This is a genomic window from Streptomyces cellostaticus (genome assembly GCF_001513965.1).
In the GTDB taxonomy this organism is placed as follows: domain Bacteria; phylum Actinomycetota; class Actinomycetes; order Streptomycetales; family Streptomycetaceae; genus Streptomyces; species Streptomyces cellostaticus.
The window spans coordinates 31,846-48,428 of sequence record NZ_KQ948055.1 but is presented as its reverse complement, the minus strand read 5'-3'; the positions used below and the strand labels follow the sequence as shown (position 1 = coordinate 48,428).

The window sequence follows — 16,583 nt, the reverse complement described above, 5'->3', positions numbered from 1 at the left end:
GGGGAGGGTCTTTACTGCTGGGCTGATCGCGATGCGCCCGGGATCGCGAACCCGGCTGTGCCACCGGCTGCGGCGCCACACCGGATGCAAGGGCGAACGCCGCAGCCTGTCGGAGCACGATTGCATCAGCCTGGTCGACGGGATCCACCAGCTGGTCAGAGCGCCGGTCGTGCTGGTGTGGGACCGGCTGAACACCCGTGTCTCCCAAGCGATGCGCGACCTGATCAATGCGCGTGACTGGCTGACCGTGTTCGTGCTGCCTGCCTGCGCACCCGAGCCAAAGGCGGTCGAGTCCCTGTGGGCCCACGTCAAACGCAGCTTCGCGTACCTCGCCGGCGTCGCCCTCGGCCGACTCGAAACCCTCGTCCGTAATCGCCTCAAACGGCTGCAGTACCGCCCCGACGTCCTCGAAGGCTTCCTCACCGGGACCGGACTCTCCCTCGACCTGCCGCCCTGAAACGCCCGCCTGTCGCTTCTCTCTTCCGCGGCGAGAAGCTCGTGCCTCCCCATCGCGGTTCTGCCATCCGTCGCCTCGGAAATGGCCGGAATCACTCATTAGGCGTCAGTACAGATATAGCGCATTTTCACATCTCCCTTTCATGACATGTTGGCCTCCCTGCTTCCCTGAGGGAGGAACTGCGTGCCCAACTCGCCCACGCCCACGGACTCGGCCCCGCGATACCCCAGGTGGTCGGACCGTCTCATACGTCAGCTCGACACCTTCGCGGCCACGCGGTCCCGTGCCGAGAAGGTGCCTGCCTTGATCCTCACCAGGCAGGACGGCGCCGATGTCCGGGCACCGGCCTTCATGGTCCGGGAATACGAGCACAGGCTGTCGCGACGGCGGGGCAACCCTCACTTCCAGGTACCGCACGCCGTCGTCGACGACGCGGAGCTGAGCGGAGGCTTCCTTGCCGCGATCGACCGAGTCGGACTGCGGTTCCAGCTCACCATGCCGTCGGGAAGACTGCGGTTGCCGGCCTTTCACACCTGCCGGGCCGTACTGGACTGCGAACGCGGCGCGGGCGACTTCCAGGCCCAGCAGCAGCCGATCCTCGATGCCTTGTACGCAGCGCTGCTCAAAAGGCGGAAGACCCTGCGTGCCTGCGCCCGCCTCGCGGACTTCCTGGGTCAGCATCTGCTGACCGGCTGGCTGCAGGGACTCGTGGCGGCCCTGATCGTCGGCTTTCCCAAGCTCTGTTACGGGTTCCACCTGCGGCACTTGGGCCTGCGCTGGGTCGCGCACGAAGCGAACGCGACCTGCTTCCTGGACGCCGCGCTCGCCTTCTGTCAGGACGGCGAGCTGGACAGGGAGGACCCGCGCGTGCGACGTATCCTCTTGCGCGCGCTGATCACCGATCTGCGGAAAGCGACCCGAAGAAGGACCTGGCTGAGTCATCTGTGGGCACGGCGCCGGTGGTCCTTCGTCGTCCTCATGCCCGAGATCGACGACGCGGACGGCCCCGGCCGCGCCTTTCTCGGCACGTTCGAGGAGCTCGCCGGTGACCATCCGTCCAAGCCGCTGCTCGTCCTGGCCGCCTGCGCGGGTCCGCCTCCGGACTACGCCGCGCCGCTGGGCGCCGACCCCGACCGGCCCAATGGCATTGCCGACAAGGTCTTCACGTTCCTCAACGAGGGCAGTGACGAGCCGGTACGCCTGGTCACGCTGCCGGCCGAGGACGACACGGAGGGCACGGCCAAGACGAAGATCGACACCCATTGGGGCGTCATGGCTCGCCGGGACCACCCACTCGACTGGGTGCGTCCGGCTGCTCTGCCCGTCATGGCTGCGGCGACCGCGGGCATCCTCCTGGCCCCGCACTACCTCTGGCCCACTGCGCCCCCTGCGCCTCCCTCATGCGTCACTGTCAGGACCGGCGAGCGCGTGGGCGTCACCGACGGCAGGCAATGTGATCTGGCCGTACAGGGAGACCGCGGAAGGGAACTGCGGGACCTGGAGCACCAGGTCGCGAAGGAGAACGCCCAGATCCCGGACGGGCGTTACCGCACCCTGGTCTTCCTCGCCCCCCTGAGTCTGCAGAACGGCGTGTACGACGACCCTCCGATCGGCCTGCAGATCCTGCGCGGCGCCATCGCCCAGCAGCACAAGCTCAACACCGGGGTCCGCCAGAACAAGATGCCGATCCGCCTGCTCATCGCCAACACCGGCCAGTACTTCCAGTACGGCGCACACAGCGCCGCAGCGCCGAAGGCCCCGGACGTCGCACAGATGATCATCGGCCGTCAGCGGCAGGACCACATCGCCGCGGTCATCGGCATCACCCAGAGCCGTCCCGAGTCGCTGAACGCGGTCCGGGAACTCGACCAGGCCGGCATCCCGGTCATCGCGAACGGTGTGTCCGGCAGCACCATGGTCGGCCCCGACTCGCCGCAGCGGTACTTCCAGATCTCGGCGCCCGACGGGCGAGTCGCGCCGGTCCTCGCCGACTTCATCCGCCACTCTCCCGCGGTCCGCGGACTCACCAGCGGCACACCGCACGCCGTGGTCGTGTACGACCCGACCGACATTGCCTTCAGTACGGACCTCAAGAACCTGTTCGTCGCCGCCTACCGTCGACACGGCGGTATCGACGAGGTCAAGTACAGCGAGAAGCCCGGGGCGACCACGCCGGAGACCATCGCGAGCGAAGTGTGCAACAAGGTCGCTGCGACGCACGGGATCGTCGTCTACCTCGCCCGATCCGGTGTGCTTCCGAGCCTCCTCAACGCGATGCAGAGTGCGGGCGGTCAGTGCCAGCCCCCGGAAGGCACGACCATCCCGATGATCACCGAAAGCTCGCCCATCGACTTCCAGCTTCATCCCGGACAGACGGCGCGCGCCTACCCGTACATGACGCTCTTCTATGAGACGACGAACGCCCCGACCCCGGACTCCCGGGATCCCTATGCCCAGTTCGCCCAGGACTTCGCCACCGTCTTCGGCGGACGCAGCGCGGATGCGGACGCCGCCGGCGGCTTCGACACCGTGGGTGTCGTCAGCAAGGTCATCGAGGACCTGCTGCCGGCTTCCGACGACGTCCAGCCCAACGACATCTACCTGTGGCTCACCGCCCACGGCGTGTCCCAGTACCCCGGCGCTTCCGGCGTGCTGCAACTGGACGGCAAGAACAAATACCCGCCCGACAAGGCGGTGTTCATCCGCGAGATCGCCCAACCGAGCGGAATCACGGCCACACTGCTCAGCTGCGGAGTCCTGCCCGACCGGCAGAACCCCGCGAAGTGGGGCACGCCTCCCGACACCTTCCCCTGTCCCAGGGACGACACCGCGGCGGCTTCCCCGTGAGAGGTTCCCGGTTCAGTTCGTGCCCCGGGCGTTCGGCGATCTCCTTCTGCGTGAGTTCCTCGACGAAGCGCCGGCGGATGGTCTTGTGGTCGCGCGGTCGAGTACCTGTGGGCCCACGTCAAACGCAGCCTCGCGAGGCTCGCCGGCGTCGCCCTCGGCCGACTCGAAACCCTCGTCCGTAATCGCCTCAAACGGCTGCAGTACCGCCCCGACGTCCTCGACGACTTCCTCACCGGGACCGGACTCTCCCTCGACCTGCCGCCCTGAAACGCCGAAGTCAGTAACTACGGCTGACACCATGAGTTGAATTGCTGGTGGGTGATCAGGCAGCAGGTGAGTCTGAGGAATGCTTCGTGGATGTCGGCCCATCGTCAGCCGCTTGGAGCCGCTGCTGCTGCGGCGTGAGGATCCATGGTGACGTCCCCACATCACACCGAACGCTCAACAGCCGACCCGGACACGGCCATCAGCGCCGATCCACCTCAATCTGTTAGCTGGTGTTAGCGGGCGACCGTCCAGAGGCGGATCTTGTTGTCGGCGCCGGCGCTGGCGAGGAACTTGCCGTCGGTGGTGAAGGCGACCGAGTGAACGGCGCCCGTGTGGCCGACGAGGGGGTGGCCGAGTGGTTTCGGTTCCGCCGGGTCGGTCAGGTTCCAGAGGCGGACCTCCTTGTCAGCGCCGGCGCTGGCCAGGACTTTGCCGTCGGTGGTGAAGGCGAGGCAGTAGACCGCGTCCGTGTGACCGGACAGGGGGGCGCCGATCTGGGTCGGGTTCGCGAGGTCGGTCACATTCCACAGACGGACCGTCCGGTCCCCGCCTGCGCTGGCCAGGGTCTTGCCGTCGGGGCTGAACACCACGCTGTGGACGCGGTTCTTGTGTCCGGGGACGGGTACGCCCACGGTGGCCGGCGGGGTGGCCACGTTCCACAGCAGGATCGAGTTGTCGGCGCTGCCGGTGGCCATGAGGCTCTGGTCGGGACTGAACGCCACGGAGAGGACGGCGTCGGTGTGGCCGGTGCCGGGACGGCCCATCGGTGTCGGCTTCACGGGGTCCGACACATTCCAGAGACGGAGCGTCCGATCCGCGCTGCCGCTGGCGAGGATGGTGCTGTCGGGATTGAAGGCGACCGAGAAGACGGCGCCCGTGTGGCCGGTCAGCCGGCTGAGCGGTCTCGGTTTCGCGGGATCGGTCGTCTTCCACAGCCGGACCGCGTTGTCGTTGCCGCCGCCGGCCAGGAGGCCGCCGTCGGAGCTGAACGCCACCGCGTCGACGTTGTCCGTGGGGGCGGTGAGGGAGACGAGCGGTGCCGGTTTCGCCGGGTCGGTCACCTTCCACAGCCGGATCGTCCGATCGGCGCTGGCGCTGGCCAGGATCTCTCCGCCGGGGCGGAACGCCACCGACAGGACGGCGCCCTTGTGAGCGGCGAGGGTTGGCCCGGGAGAGGGTGCACCGGTCACCTTCATCGCCGGGGAGCCGCTCGACGACGGTCCACTGGAGCCCGATGTGTCATGGTCCGACCCGCCTTTGACCAGCCATTCCAGGGCCGCGGCACCGAGGGCCAGACCGGCGGCGGAGCCCGCGACCAGGAACCCGCGCCGGTTCCACCGGGTCGGCGGCGCCCCCTCGGCGTGGGGCGTGTCGCCGGGGTGCGCTGCGGTAGGCGGGCCCTTCACCAGGGTCAGGCCTCCCGCCGTGTTCATCACCCGCCGCTGGGGCAGTGGTAATGACCGGGCGAGGAGGTGGTGGTGCACCTTGTCGAACAACGCGTCGAGGGTGAGCGGATCCGGGCGGCGCAGCGCCGCGAGCAGTGCCTCGGTGAAGGCGGTGTGGGTCGCGCCCGGCAAAGCCCGCGAGGGCTTGGTCGCCGATGACGAGGCGAGGACGTACGTGCCGGCGATGTCGATCTGCCCGGTGATCAGCCCTTGCTCGTCCCCCATCGGTCCAGTCGCCCGGCCGGAGAAGCAGCAGTCCAGTACGAGCACCCTGACCGCCGCGCGACTGTCGACCATCGCCTCCCGCAGGACGTCGTAAGGGAGCGCGGTCACGCTCGTCCGTGCCGGGTCGGTGTGGAACACGGCCAGATGGAGCCTGCCCTGCCCGTCGACGACTCCGTGACCCGCGTAGTAGACGAGCAGTACGTCCGTGGCCTCGTCGGCGGCCTCGGTGACGGGGATGCCGAAGTCGGTCGGGACCTGGGGCTCGTCGACCACGACACAGTGCTCGTCCCGCAGACTCCCGTTGACCGGATCCGTGAGGACCGCCCTGAAATCGGCGAGGTTCGCCCGCACCGCCGGGAGCCCGGGCAGTTTGGGGTGCTCGTACCGGCTCACGCCGATCAGGACGGCCCGCGAACCAGCCGGATCCGGGAACCGGGTCACTCCGGCGTCCCCGTCCCGTCCCTGCCTGCCTGCTCGTCCGCCAGCAACCGCTCGACGACCTCGACCAGTGCGGGGACATCGACGCGCTTGCCGTCCACCTCGACGGTGCGTCCGTTCTCGTTGGTGACGGTGATCCGCAGGTCCGCACGGCGATGCTGGAACCATGTGGCCACAGCGCCGATCAGCGCGCCGACCGCGGCCGCGCCCACGCCGCCGGGACCGAGTGCCACCACCAGGGCGTCCAGCCCTCCGCCCATCTCGTCCGGCGTGATCGGGGCGTGTTCGACGCGTACGCGTCCGCGCAGCGCGTCCTCGTGCCGCAACCAGTCGAAGAGGGATCTCAGCTCGTCGGGCCCATGGTCGGTCTCGCCGGACCCGGACTCGGTACGGATGCGCAGCTCTTGAGATGTCGCCGATGTCACCCGCTCATCATCCCGCGCAAGAGCCGGAATCGGGCCGAATCTCAGCACTTCGCCTTCTGTACCTGCGGGCTTGATTTCCGGGCCGGAGCCTCAGCTCTTGGTCAGGGTGCGGCGGAGAAGAGGCAGTAGGCGGTCCCAGTGAAGCTGCAGTGCGGCGGGGTTGAAGGCATCGGTGTCGGACATGGTGAAGCCGTGGACGGTGCCGGGGTAGATCTTGAAGCCCCTGGTAGATGGGTTTTCGACCAAGAGAACCGAGCTCCTGGCTTGTTGGAGCGCCTGGCGGAGACACCTGATCCCCATGATCCGCGCGGAGTGCGGCACGCCCTCGCCGTCGTACTCGCGCTCACAGCGTGCGCCGTGCTGGCCGGAGCGACCCCGCTCCTGGCCAAACGGCTGACTCCCTCGGAGTCGGCAGTGGGCCGCCTGCTGGCCCGCATCGACGGCGACGCGCTGGACCGGGCGGTGGGCCGCTGTCTCGCCGACCGCCGCCCGGGGCAACCCGAGGCCGCCGGGCTGGGCGGCCTGGCCGTGGACGGCAAGACGCTGCGCGGCGCGGCCAAGGCGAAGGGCCACAAGACACCTGCTCGTCGCCCTCAACCACACCACCGGCCGACCGCGGTGACCGACTGGTTCCACCGCTGCGTCGTCGATGGCTACGACTGGGTCATGCTGCCCAACGCCGTGGGCATGTCGCAGTACGCCGACGACGGGCGTATGACGAACAGGCTGTACACCTCCGGTGGCTCGTTCATCAGCACCATGAGCGACATGCGCGGGCTCTGCGCCTACCGGCGGCGACCGCAGCAGCGACCAGGCGTGCCCCTGCACCCGCGGCTACTGGGCGCTGCTCCACCGCGACCGCAACGAGTTCGCCTCGAACCCGTGCATGACGCGAGCCGTCTCCGGCCTGGACCGCCTGGTGGACGTCGACGCACTCCTACGCGAGCATGAGGACCAGGGAGACTCGCCACCGTAGTCCGCGCGCGCCGGCTCCTCTTACCCGGCGCCGGCAGCACCGGCTCGACATCGACCGGGTCCCGCCGGGCGCCGGCCGTGTGGCCGCCCGCCGGCAAGTTCGAAGAGGGCCCACCCGGGCTTCGGACAGGCAAACATCCTGACTTCCGCCCGAGCAGGTTCCGCGATCGGTAGAGTCGTTTTCGGGTCGCGGGGTCGGCGCCCCGGGGGAGGGGATCATGACTGCATTGCCGTATCGGGTTACCGAGGCGGAGATGAACCGGTTCCGGGAAACTCTGCAGGACTCACCACTGCGCTTCGTCGAGTGCGACCACGGTCACCCGATCGACGCCTTCCGGTCGTACTGGAAAATGCATGATGTCTACGTGATGCACGGCGTCCCGCTGGTGCGCTTTGCGTGCGACGAGCTCAGATGCCTTTCCTGCGGGGTCTACGACATCGCGGCCCAGTGCCGGAGCTTCGGATACATCGGTGTGCCCCGCGATTCCGGCGACGTCGTGGCGCGCGGCTACCCGCGGCACACATCCGACGAATGGCGGGCCGGCGCCAAGGTGATACCGCGGCTGGACGGGGTGTACAGCCGTCCCGTTTCGCGTGGCGAGTTCATCATCGCCATGCCTACCGCCGACGTGGACAGGTGCCTGTTCTTCACTGATGCTGGCGAGGTGTTCGAATTCACTGTGAGTTACCGTCATGGCTTCGGCTCCGCGCGGAAATTCCACGAGGCCACGCAGGCCGCGCTGCGCGGCTTCGACAACTCACGAGCCGACAACGTGCGCGGCCTGTATACCGTCTCCGGTAATCAGCTGGTCTGCCACATGCTCGCGCCGACCGACACGTCTTATCAGTATCACGCCAAGCTGAAGGGCTCCGTGAGCGAACTGAAAATGGTGCGGACAGACGGTCAGGGAAAGCGGCTTGGCAAGGCCGAGTTCTCGTACCGCAAGCCTCGGTAGGGCCCCTCGGCTTTGGCGTCTCCGTGGGAACCTGCCGCCTGGCGTCAGAGGGCGGTATGAGACTTTAAGCGTTTTCCAACCTGGCTGTGCAACAGGTCGGCTGGTGTGGAAGTGACGTTGAGGAAGAATTGAAGCTCCTGGTAGATGGGTTGTCGACCAAGATCAACCTGTCCGCCCGAAGCTTCACGTGCTTGTCTACTCATCGGGGATCGATCTGTCCAGCGCGACCCTGCGACACCTGTCCGACCTGCCGGCCGCCCGGCGCCGGGAGCGCGGGACGCGGTGGCGTCGGCTCAGCACGGACCGGCAGGCCCTGCTGGTCCTGGTCCACATGCGGTGCGGCCACACCTACGCCCAGCTCGCAGCCGGGTTCGGCGTCGGGATCGCCACCGTCTACCGGTACATCGGCGAGGCAGTCGAGGTCCTAGCGGCCCTCGCCCCCGACCTCACCACCGCCGTCCGGACTGCCGCCCGCAAGGCTTTCGTGATCCTGGACGGCACACTGCTGCCGATCGACCGGATCCCTGGGCGAGCAAGCGGTGGCCACCCTCAAAAACCTGGCGGCTGCTGCACAAGCTCCGCTGCTTTCCCCGTCAACCTCGCCGCCGCAGCTTGACGCGTTGAGCACCTGAGGTGTCTTCCTCGGCCTCGCTGCAGCCCTCTGCTGCTGCAAACGGCTCGTCCGCCTCACCACACAGGACACGTCTGAGGAACCTTCGTTGCCGCCCCCACCTGCTGGGAGAAGCTCGCTCAGATCATCATTCGCGGACACGGTCCTGTTGACTCATCGCGGTGACGAGGGTGGAGGAGATGTGGGCCAGAGCGGGGTCTGCAGCGATGAAGAACGTTTCGACTCCGGCCAGTTCGTGGTTCATGCGAGCCATCGGCATTTCGTAGTCCAGGTCGGCAACGCCGCGGACTCCGCGGATGACGACGTCGATTCCGCCTCGGCGGCAGTAGTCGACCAGCAGGCCGCCCGTGTGGGAGTCGACCGTGACGTTGCTCAAGTCGGTTGCTGCCGCGCGGAGCCGGTCCAGCCGTTCCGTGATGGGGAAGCGGCCGGTCTTGTTCGAATTGGACATGACGCACACGACGACCTCGTCGAACAGGAGGGCAGCGCGCCGGAGTACGTCCTGGTGCCCTGGAGTGACCGGGTCGAAGGATCCTGGGAAGAGGGCTCGCATGATCGGAAAGAGTAACAAGCGGCCGCCCCCGGGTGCCCGCCTATCGGCCAGGCGGTGTCCGGCATGGCGGCGGCGCGAGTCCGGTCTGCGGCTGCGCGGAACGGGGTAAGGCACACAGCGATCCTTGCCTGCCGCATCTTGCCGAGCAGGGCACGAGGGAGCGCGTCGACGGAAGAAACCGAAAGGCGCTGAGTACCGATGCGCCGAGTGCTGGCGGATCGTCGCTCCGCTTCGTGGGAGCCCGGGGGAGATTCCCCCGGGCCACCCGGCCGTCTACTGGGAGGCTCGGCCGGCTTGGGGAGGTCCATCGACGCATCGTCACTCATGAGGGGTCACCCCGAGGTCATGGCGCATCGCGGTCCTCAAGGCCCGGAGCAGATCCCAGATCTCCGCCTGGGCCCGGACCGCAGTGGCTATCGTCTCCCCGGATTCGGGCTCTTCTCGCTCAAGGCGTTTGACCTGGCCGTAGACCTTGTTCAGGGCTTGGTTGACCTCACTCGCACGTACGAGCACGTCGTCAGGCGCGATCATCTGCGCTTGGGAGTATCTGTCACGATGGGCTCTTTTAGCCTCATCGAGTGCCTCTCTGTCGGTCTCTTCGACACTGCGTTCTCGCATGACGTGCAGATGCTGGTTGAGCGCCGTGGTGAACTGACGTGCATCCCGATTGAGCTCCACGTAGCAGGTACGTCGGAGCAGTAGGTTCTCGCGGGCTTCCTCGTGGTCCCGAACCAGCTCTATCTCCCGACGTTTTGCCCGTTCCGAGGCGCGTTGGGCAAGGAATGATCCCCCCAGTGTTCCCGCCACACCTGCCACCGCGATGATCACAGAGCCGAGATCCACAGCACCCCTTCGAAGCCGTTTGCAGTCCCATCACCGCTGACGGCTGACCGGCTGTCAAGCGCCCAGATCGCTGGTGCGCCGGGGTTGTGTGCCGGCGAACGTCGCCCAGGCCATCGCTGATCCGCAGACATGGTGGAAGACGCTGCGCGGAGCCTACGAGCCACTGCGGACCGGTGGGCATCTGGTCTTCGAGACCCGCGATCCGGCCCGACGCGCCTGGGAAGAGTGGACCCGCGAGTCCTCCTGCGCGTGACGAGGCCTGCGGTCGTTGCCCGTCGCGGTCGGCCTGCCGGAGCGGTCCGGCAACCTGCCGGCTTTGGCCGGATGGAGACGGTCTGTGTCGTAGAGCACGGCTGGGGGTCTGCTCCGGCTGTCGGTGCGCGTATGCGCGAGTCTCGGGAGAGGCCGGACACGCTGGCCGTTTGTTGCTCAAAGTAACGGCGTGGTTGCGTGCGGGCTGACATCATCGGTTCTGCTCGCGGCAGCTCTCGACGTTTGGTGTGCGGCGAGAGGACTGTGCGCTGGTGTGACGTGCCGGGAGGGAGTTCTGCTTGGCTTGCGCACGCTGATGACGGTCCGGCCTGTCCGCGCAATGTCTTGGGGGCGCCGTCGATGAGTTGGCATCATGCCTGGTTAGCTGATTACGCGTTACCGGCCGCTGTGAGCGCGGTCATCGCGTGGGTCGGGCTGGCGCGCGATTTTTCCGGCAAAGGACGGCTGCTGGGCAGCTGGGCGTCGTGCGGTCTGATGCTGCTCGTGCTGGCGTTGATGGGGGCGGTGGCGGCCGGCGCGGTGATGCTGCTGCCGCACGCGGCGTCGATTCCTCCGGTGATTGCGGGCGCTGCGACGGGGGCCACTGCGCTGCCCCGACGCAAACAGGACGAGACCGCTCAGCCGTACGTCAAGTTCATGACGCTGGGTATCGCTCTGGCCAGGGAGCGGCTGGTGCAGCGTATGCACCTCGACGCCTGTACCTGGTCGGACGGCTTCCTTCACGGTATGGAAACTTCGGCCCAGCTCCGGGTGTTCGTCCACGATCTCAAGCTGTACCTACTGGAACGGCATCCGCTCGCCGCTGAGACCAAGACGATCAACGCCATCTATTCGGATGTCGAGAAGGCGATGGATGCGGCGCTGGACGTGCAGACCCGTATCGACGAGGCATGCCGTCAGGCTGAGCGTGAGCCGACGGATGATGAACTCATCGCCCGTCGCCAGGCGTTCGGCACCGCTCTCGCACAGTGCGGACACCTGCTGCGCTTCACGTACGTTTACGGCCGTCGGAGCGAGAACGAAGAACTCCGGGCCCTGCGGGCAAAAGCGACGTCGAACGACGCCTTCCACCATCCGGTGCTGCCACCGCAGCGCCGCTGGTTCGACCGCTGGCTGACCCGCTGAACAAGAACTCCTGACGGAATGAGTGGCGGGTGTTCGCAGCTTGGCGGGACCCGAGCGGCGCCACTTGCCCCATGCGCAACCAATCGGTTGCGCATGGGTCTCTGGTTGTGCAACCTTTGGGCAGCGCATCCGGATGAGATGAGGTTGCAATGATCCCTGACACGATCGAACGCGCCATCCTGATCAATGCCCCCAGGGAACGGGTCTGGTCCGTGCTGAGCGAGCCCGCCTTCCTCGGCCGCTGGTTCGGCAACGGAGAGCCGGTCAAGATCGACCTGCGCCCCGGCGGTCTCCTGGTCTTCGACCACGGCATCCACGGCGTCATTCCCGCCCGTATCCAGACAGTCGAGCCACCGCGCGTCCTGTCCTGGCGGTGGTCCCAAGGCGCCGCAGGCGAGGAGCCGGACGACTCCAACGCCACTCTGGTCGAGTTCACCCTGACCGAAGACGGCTCCACAGGAGGCACCCGGCTCACCATGGTCGAGAGCGGCTTCGCGCACCTCGGGCTGCCCACCGACGAGGCCACCGACCGGCACCGTGCCAACAGCCGGAACTGGCCTGGCAAGCTCGACCAACTGCGCGCGGACTCCGAACAGACCACGGCATGACCCGCACCACCGAGGGCGAACAGGCCCCCGATGACGTCCTGGTGGCCCTGGGCGACCCGATCCGCCGTGAGATCCTGGCCGTCCTTGCCCGCGAGGGGGGCGCGACCTCGACGTCCCTGGCGGCAAGCCTCCCTATCACCCGCCAGGCGGTGGCCAAACACCTGGCAGTCCTTGACCGCGCCGGACTGGTACGCGCCCACCGGGCCGGACGCGAGGTCCGCTACGAAGCCGACCTGCAACCACTGAGGCGGACCACGCGGTGGATGGACACCCTCGCCACCCAGTGGGAAGACCGCCTCAACGCGATCAAGGATCTGGCGGAGGGGGCCACTGGGCCCTGACCTCCCCCCCGCAGTGCCGCCTCAAAGGCCCATCGCAGTGCGGAGTCTTCTCCAGCAGAACGGTGCGCATCCCAGGGTGAGCACAGCTTCGTGGATGTCGTCGCGTATCTCCCGGCGGATCCGCAGACGGCGGAACCAGTGCAGGTGGGCGAACGCGCGCTCCACGACCCAGCGTTGGATGCCCGGGCTGGAGCCGTGTTCGGTGCCCCGGCGGGCGGTCAGCGGCTTCACGCCCAGGTCCCAGGCCCTGAGTATGGGCAGGTCAAGAGGGTGTGCACGGCTGCCACGGTCCTGCCGATGCGGTGGGTTGAGCAGCGCGCTCGCCGCAGCAGTCGCCAGGACTTGAGGTGGGCGAAGGCCCGTTCGCCAGGCGCGCGCAGGCAAGCATGGTCGCGGTTGTACTTCTGGTCGTGCTCGGGCAGGTCACGGCCGTAGGAGGGGGTGCGGATCGTGGCGCCGGCACCCTGGTATGCGCGGTCGGCCAGGACGAGGATCTGGCGGGTGAGGCAGGCCTGGACGATGCCGTCCTCGCTCCGACTCAGGTCACTGGATTCCGCTGGCTCCGGTCACCAGGCGTTGATGACCGGCGCGTCGGGTTCGTGCTGCCGCCAGCCCTCATTGAGGCGCGCGAGCCGGTCCGCGGCGGCGATGCCGCGCAGGGACGCGACCTTGCCGTCGCTGACTTCGAACGCCACGGCGCCCACGATGCGGTCGTCGACCACGGCGAGGACGGCCGGGGAGCCGTTGACCAGCGCGATGTGGAGCGCGGGGGAGCCGCCGGCCAGCCGCCGCTTCGCCGGCGTGGGCTTGAAGCCGGCCCGCACGTAGGAGGCGACGCGCTCGCGCGTCTTGTACCGCAGCAGCCGCCTGGCCAGTCCGGCGCCGTCCGAGACCGCCGTCACGTCGTCGGTGAGCATCGCCACCAGCCGTTCGGTGCGCCCCGACGTGGCGGCGGCGAGGAACTCCTCGACGACCCGGCGCGCGGACGCGGGGTCCACCTCGTCGCCGCCGCGGCGCTCGGCGGCGACCCGGCGTCGGGCCCGGTGGACATGCTGCTGGCTCGCGGACTCGGTGATGTCGAGGATCCCGGCGATCTCGGCGTGGGGGTACGAGAAGGCCTCGCGCAGGACGTAGACGGCCCGCTCGACCGGCGAGAGGCGCTCCATGAGGGTCAGTACGGCCAAGGACACCGATTCGCGCTGCTCGAAGGTGTCGGCCGGGCCGAGCATCGGGTCGCCCTCGAGGAGTGGCTCGGGCAGCCAGGCACCGGCCGCTCGCTCGTGGCGCGCCTGCGCCGAGCGGAGCCGGTCGAGGCAGAGATTGGTGACGACCTTGGTCAGCCACGCTTCCGGCACCTCGACCCGTTCGCGCTCTGCGGCCTGCCAGCGCAGGAACGTGTCCTGCACGGCGTCCTCGGCGTCGGCGGCCGAGCCGAGCAGACGGTACGCGAGCGAGGCCAGCCGGTCCCGGCTGGCCTCGAACCGATCGATGGCTGCGCTGTCCATGCGGCGCAGCCTATGCGGCGGCCCTCACACCGGCCCGGTCGGGCGCGGTGGCCAGGCGGCGCTTGCGCTTCGGCATGCCGAAGGTCGGGTGGCCGATGCTCCACCCGGCCCCCTTGAGCACGCCCGACTTGAGCCGCGCGGCGGTCCGGCCGCCCAGGTACCAGGACTTCGACCGGGCGTCCCCGTCCACCATCTGGAAGATCGCGTCCCGCCGCCCGAGGCTGATGTGGTTGCCGTGGTACTTCAGCCCGGTGGTCGGGACCTCGCTGCCCGTCAGGCGCGCGATGATCGCGGCGGTCGCCTGCATGTTGGTGAAGCCGGCCGAGGCGCAGGACATCGGCAGCGGCCGGCCGTTCTCGCCGATCGCGTAGGCGCAGTCGCCGGCGGCGTAGACGTCCGGGTGCGAGACCGAGCGCATGGTGCGGTCGACGACGATCTGGCCGGTCTCGGTGACCTCCAGGCCGCTGGCGGCCGCGATGGGGTGCACGGCGAACCCGGCCGACCACACGGTCACGTCGGCCGGCATGGACGTACCGTCGGCGGCGATCGCCCGTGCCGGCTCGACGGCTTCGATGCTGGTGTGCTCGTGGACGGTGATGCCGAGCCGGTCGAAGGCCTGGCGCAGGTGACGGCGGGCCTTCGAAGAGAGCCGGCCGCCCAGCTCGCCGCGGGCGGCGAGCGCGACCGAGAGGTCGGGCCGGGACTCGGCGAACTCGGTGGCGGTCTCGATGCCGGTCAGTCCCTCACCGACGACCAGCACGGTGCCGCCCGCGCCCAGTCCGGCCAGGCGCTCGCGCAGACGCAGCGCCGAGGACAGGCCGGTCACATCGAAGGCGTACTCGGCCACGCCGGGGACGCCATGGTGGGCCACGGAGCTGCCGAGCGCGTAGAGAAGCGTGTCGTACGCGAGTTCGCCGTCGCCGTCCTCACCGGTCACGGCGACGGTCCTGCGCTCGGGGTCGACGCCGGTGACGCGCGCCAGCCGCAGCCGCACCCCGGTGCCCGCGAATACGTCGGCGAGTTTGCGGAACGCGAGTTCCTGGCCGATCGCGAGCTGGTGGAGCCGCATCCGCTCAACGAAGTCGGGCACGGCGTTGACGACGGTGATCTCGGTGTCGGCGGGGGAGAGCCGGCGGGCCAGGTTCCCGGCGGCGAAGGCCCCGGCGTATCCGGCGCCGAGTACGACGATGCGGTGCTTCATGGCGTTGCTCCTGTCTCGTTCGCGTGCCCCTTGAACGAGACGGCGCCCCGATTGCTGACAGGAGCCAGGTGTGATGCGGGTCACCGAACTGCTGACGTTCAAAGCGTGGGGTCGTGGGGGCTGACGGATGGTGATCCCTGCGGCAGTTGACGTCTCGTCGGCCGATGTCCTCGCGCCTCGTGCCGGCGGCGTCACAGGCCGAGGCCCAGCAGCCATGACGGCTTCCCCGGGTGGCCGGGCACCATGGTGCGGGTTCTCGGCGATGGCCCGTCTGCCGCCCTCAGTGGGTCCCCCGAAACCCTGCTCCGGCTCCGTCCGGTTGGTCTGGGCGGGCCGGACCAGGGTGAACGCACCGTCAGTCCTCCAGGCGGACCGGCATCAGGACCGAGAAGGTGCCCTCGTCGGCGGGCCGGCGGATCGCGATCGGCGCCGTGGGGGCGCCGAGCTCCAGGATCAGTCGGTCCCGGGCTCCGGCGGCCAGTGCGTCCATCAGGAACTCACGGTTGACGGCGACGCGGTTCGGGTCGTCGTCACCATCCGTGCAGAGGGTCACCGTGCCGCCGTCGTCCACCCTGAGCACGCTGAGGTCATGCGCTCCCGCCTCGCCGGAACGGACAGGACCAGCCTCCAGGGCCTTGCGGAAGGCCGCCACCTCGACGAGGGTGCGGCGCCCGCCGGCCCGGGGGAGGAGACGACGGTAGTCGGGGAAGTCATGGTCGAGGCACTGACCGGCCGCCTGCCTGTCCCCCGCCTCCAGTGTCACGCGGTCACCGTCGACAGAGAGCCACACGCGTCCCTCGCCGTCCAGCAGCGCCCGCATCGCGTCGGCGAGCGGGGTGGGCACGATGACCTGCACTCGGCTCCCCTCGTGCCTGGCGATACCGGCGTGCGCGACAGCCATTCGGTACCGGTCGGTGGCCACGACGTGGAGGTTCTCGCCCTCGATGTCGAACAGGACCCCGCCGAGCATCGGCAGCTCCGGGTCGGTACTCGCCGCGAAACGGACCGTGTCCAGCGCGGCTGCCAGCTCGGGCGCGGCGATGGACAGCCGTACGGCGGCGATGCGGAGCGAGGTCATGACATTCTCCCTGTGATCGAGTAGTGCTCGGAGCGCGGAGAACTCGCTGCGGGCATCGGACAGCGCCTGTTCGAGACGGCGCAGGTGCGCCTCGAGCAGATTCCGGACCAGATCGGTGTCCGCGCCGGACCAGCTGGCCAGCACCAGCCGGATGTCCGCCAGCGGCATCCCGGCCCGGCGCAAGCGGGCCAGCAGCCGGCCCTCTTCAAGCTGCTCGGGTTCGTACCAGCGGTAACCGCTCACCGGATCCACCCAGGCCGGGACCAGCACACCGGCACGGTCGTAGAACCGCAGGGCGCTCACGCCCAGGCCGCTGTCGCGGGCCATATCGCCAATGCTGCGCATGTCGTTCTCCACACCCAGCACTCTGCGCCCTGAACAAGGTCGAGG

General features: G+C 68.7%; 14 protein-coding genes and 6 pseudogenes. 10 read left to right on the top strand and 10 right to left on the bottom strand.

Features of this window, described 5'->3' with window-relative positions:
• From AQI88_RS39205 to AQI88_RS48920, 3 genes and pseudogenes are all read left to right on the top strand, one after another.
• Window positions 1–457, top strand: a 457-nt coding sequence (locus tag AQI88_RS39205; RefSeq protein ID WP_244184556.1) for a transposase, incomplete at its 5' end; no start/stop codon positions are given.
• A gap of 303 nt (window positions 458–760) precedes the next feature.
• Window positions 761–3,304, top strand: a complete 2,544-nt coding sequence (locus AQI88_RS39200) for an ABC transporter substrate-binding protein (RefSeq protein WP_067009773.1) — start codon at window positions 761–763, stop codon at window positions 3,302–3,304.
• Between the two features lie 96 nt (window positions 3,305–3,400).
• Window positions 3,401–3,571, top strand: a pseudogene (locus AQI88_RS48920) (IS630 family transposase); the annotation flags it as partial.
• A 233-nt stretch (window positions 3,572–3,804) separates the two neighbouring features.
• Here AQI88_RS48920 and AQI88_RS39195 read toward each other — a convergent pair.
• The 3 genes and pseudogenes from AQI88_RS39195 to AQI88_RS45515 form a co-directional block, all read right to left on the bottom strand.
• Window positions 3,805–5,682 (bottom strand): caspase, EACC1-associated type, encoded by a 1,878-nt coding sequence (locus AQI88_RS39195; RefSeq protein WP_067009770.1) that lies wholly within the window; start codon window positions 5,680–5,682, stop codon window positions 3,805–3,807.
• Entirely contained in the window at window positions 5,679–6,104 is a 426-nt protein-coding gene (locus AQI88_RS46320) for an effector-associated constant component EACC1 (protein WP_159050515.1), read from the bottom strand. Before AQI88_RS46320 ends, AQI88_RS39195 begins: the two co-directional genes overlap by 4 nt.
• 90 nt (window positions 6,105–6,194) lie before the next feature.
• Window positions 6,195–6,320: pseudogene (locus AQI88_RS45515) on the bottom strand (dienelactone hydrolase family protein); the annotation flags it as partial.
• A 393-nt stretch (window positions 6,321–6,713) separates the two neighbouring features.
• Between AQI88_RS45515 and AQI88_RS48220 the strand changes: the two are divergent.
• From AQI88_RS48220 to AQI88_RS39175, 3 genes and pseudogenes are all read left to right on the top strand, one after another.
• Window positions 6,714–7,080: pseudogene (locus AQI88_RS48220) on the top strand (cryptochrome/photolyase family protein); the annotation flags it as partial.
• A gap of 217 nt (window positions 7,081–7,297) precedes the next feature.
• A complete protein-coding gene (locus AQI88_RS39180; protein ID WP_067009764.1) occupies window positions 7,298–8,035 on the top strand; it encodes a hypothetical protein in 738 nt (245 codons plus the stop codon).
• Between the two features lie 187 nt (window positions 8,036–8,222).
• A pseudogene (locus tag AQI88_RS39175) lies at window positions 8,223–8,558 on the top strand (helix-turn-helix domain-containing protein); the annotation flags it as partial.
• Between the two features lie 235 nt (window positions 8,559–8,793).
• Here AQI88_RS39175 and coaD read toward each other — a convergent pair.
• A complete protein-coding gene (gene coaD, locus AQI88_RS39170) occupies window positions 8,794–9,219 on the bottom strand; it encodes a pantetheine-phosphate adenylyltransferase (RefSeq protein ID WP_067009761.1) in 426 nt (141 codons plus the stop codon).
• Between the two features lie 318 nt (window positions 9,220–9,537).
• On the bottom strand, window positions 9,538–10,062 hold the full coding sequence (locus AQI88_RS44340; RefSeq protein ID WP_244184554.1) for a hypothetical protein: 525 nt from the start codon (window positions 10,060–10,062) through the stop codon (window positions 9,538–9,540).
• A 94-nt stretch (window positions 10,063–10,156) separates the two neighbouring features.
• Here AQI88_RS44340 and AQI88_RS44335 point away from each other — a divergent pair.
• The 4 genes and pseudogenes from AQI88_RS44335 to AQI88_RS39150 form a co-directional block, all read left to right on the top strand.
• Window positions 10,157–10,306: pseudogene (locus AQI88_RS44335) on the top strand (SAM-dependent methyltransferase); the annotation flags it as partial.
• A gap of 416 nt (window positions 10,307–10,722) precedes the next feature.
• Window positions 10,723–11,460, top strand: coding sequence for a hypothetical protein (locus tag AQI88_RS39160; RefSeq protein ID WP_159050514.1), 738 nt, complete (start codon window positions 10,723–10,725; stop codon window positions 11,458–11,460).
• A 149-nt stretch (window positions 11,461–11,609) separates the two neighbouring features.
• Complete coding sequence (locus AQI88_RS39155; protein ID WP_067009752.1) at window positions 11,610–12,068, top strand: SRPBCC domain-containing protein; 459 nt, start codon at window positions 11,610–11,612, stop codon at window positions 12,066–12,068.
• Entirely contained in the window at window positions 12,065–12,409 is a 345-nt protein-coding gene (locus AQI88_RS39150; protein WP_067009748.1) for an ArsR/SmtB family transcription factor, read from the top strand. The genes AQI88_RS39155 and AQI88_RS39150 overlap by 4 nt, the downstream gene beginning before the upstream one ends.
• Before the next feature lie 21 nt (window positions 12,410–12,430).
• Here the strand turns inward: AQI88_RS39150 and AQI88_RS39145 are convergent, their stop codons facing one another.
• The 5 genes and pseudogenes from AQI88_RS39145 to AQI88_RS39130 all read right to left on the bottom strand — a co-directional run bounded on the left by AQI88_RS39145 (window position 12,431) and on the right by AQI88_RS39130 (window position 16,538).
• Window positions 12,431–12,640: a hypothetical protein gene (locus tag AQI88_RS39145; RefSeq protein WP_208616033.1), complete on the bottom strand. Its 210-nt coding sequence runs from the start codon at window positions 12,638–12,640 to the stop codon at window positions 12,431–12,433.
• A pseudogene (locus AQI88_RS44330) lies at window positions 12,637–12,936 on the bottom strand (transposase family protein); the annotation flags it as partial. The pseudogene AQI88_RS44330 and the gene AQI88_RS39145, both read right to left, overlap by 4 nt.
• Window positions 12,937–12,975: 39 nt before the next feature.
• Window positions 12,976–13,914, bottom strand: coding sequence for a sigma-70 family RNA polymerase sigma factor (locus AQI88_RS39140; RefSeq protein ID WP_067009745.1), 939 nt, complete (start codon window positions 13,912–13,914; stop codon window positions 12,976–12,978).
• A gap of 10 nt (window positions 13,915–13,924) precedes the next feature.
• A complete protein-coding gene (locus tag AQI88_RS39135) occupies window positions 13,925–15,115 on the bottom strand; it encodes an NAD(P)/FAD-dependent oxidoreductase (RefSeq protein WP_067009742.1) in 1,191 nt (396 codons plus the stop codon).
• A gap of 355 nt (window positions 15,116–15,470) precedes the next feature.
• Window positions 15,471–16,538 carry a DNA polymerase III subunit beta family protein gene (locus AQI88_RS39130; RefSeq protein ID WP_079058105.1) on the bottom strand — a complete coding sequence of 356 codons (1,068 nt, stop codon included), beginning with the start codon at window positions 16,536–16,538 and terminating at the stop codon, window positions 15,471–15,473.
• Between the last annotated feature and the right edge of the window lie 45 nt (window positions 16,539–16,583).

Bases quoted from the DNA above. Each gene is read 5' to 3' on its own strand.
- AQI88_RS39180 (WP_067009764.1), top strand. From the start codon at position 7,298: ATGACTGCATTGCCGTATCGGGTTACCGAGGCGGAGATGAACCGGTTC.
- coaD (WP_067009761.1), bottom strand. From the start codon at position 9,219: ATGCGAGCCCTCTTCCCAGGATCCTTCGACCCGGTCACTCCAGGGCAC.
- AQI88_RS39155 (WP_067009752.1), top strand. From the start codon at position 11,610: ATGATCCCTGACACGATCGAACGCGCCATCCTGATCAATGCCCCCAGG.
- AQI88_RS39150 (WP_067009748.1), top strand. From the start codon at position 12,065: ATGACCCGCACCACCGAGGGCGAACAGGCCCCCGATGACGTCCTGGTG.
- AQI88_RS39140 (WP_067009745.1), bottom strand. From the start codon at position 13,914: ATGGACAGCGCAGCCATCGATCGGTTCGAGGCCAGCCGGGACCGGCTG.
- AQI88_RS39135 (WP_067009742.1), bottom strand. From the start codon at position 15,115: ATGAAGCACCGCATCGTCGTACTCGGCGCCGGATACGCCGGGGCCTTC.
- AQI88_RS39130 (WP_079058105.1), bottom strand. From the start codon at position 16,538: ATGCGCAGCATTGGCGATATGGCCCGCGACAGCGGCCTGGGCGTGAGC.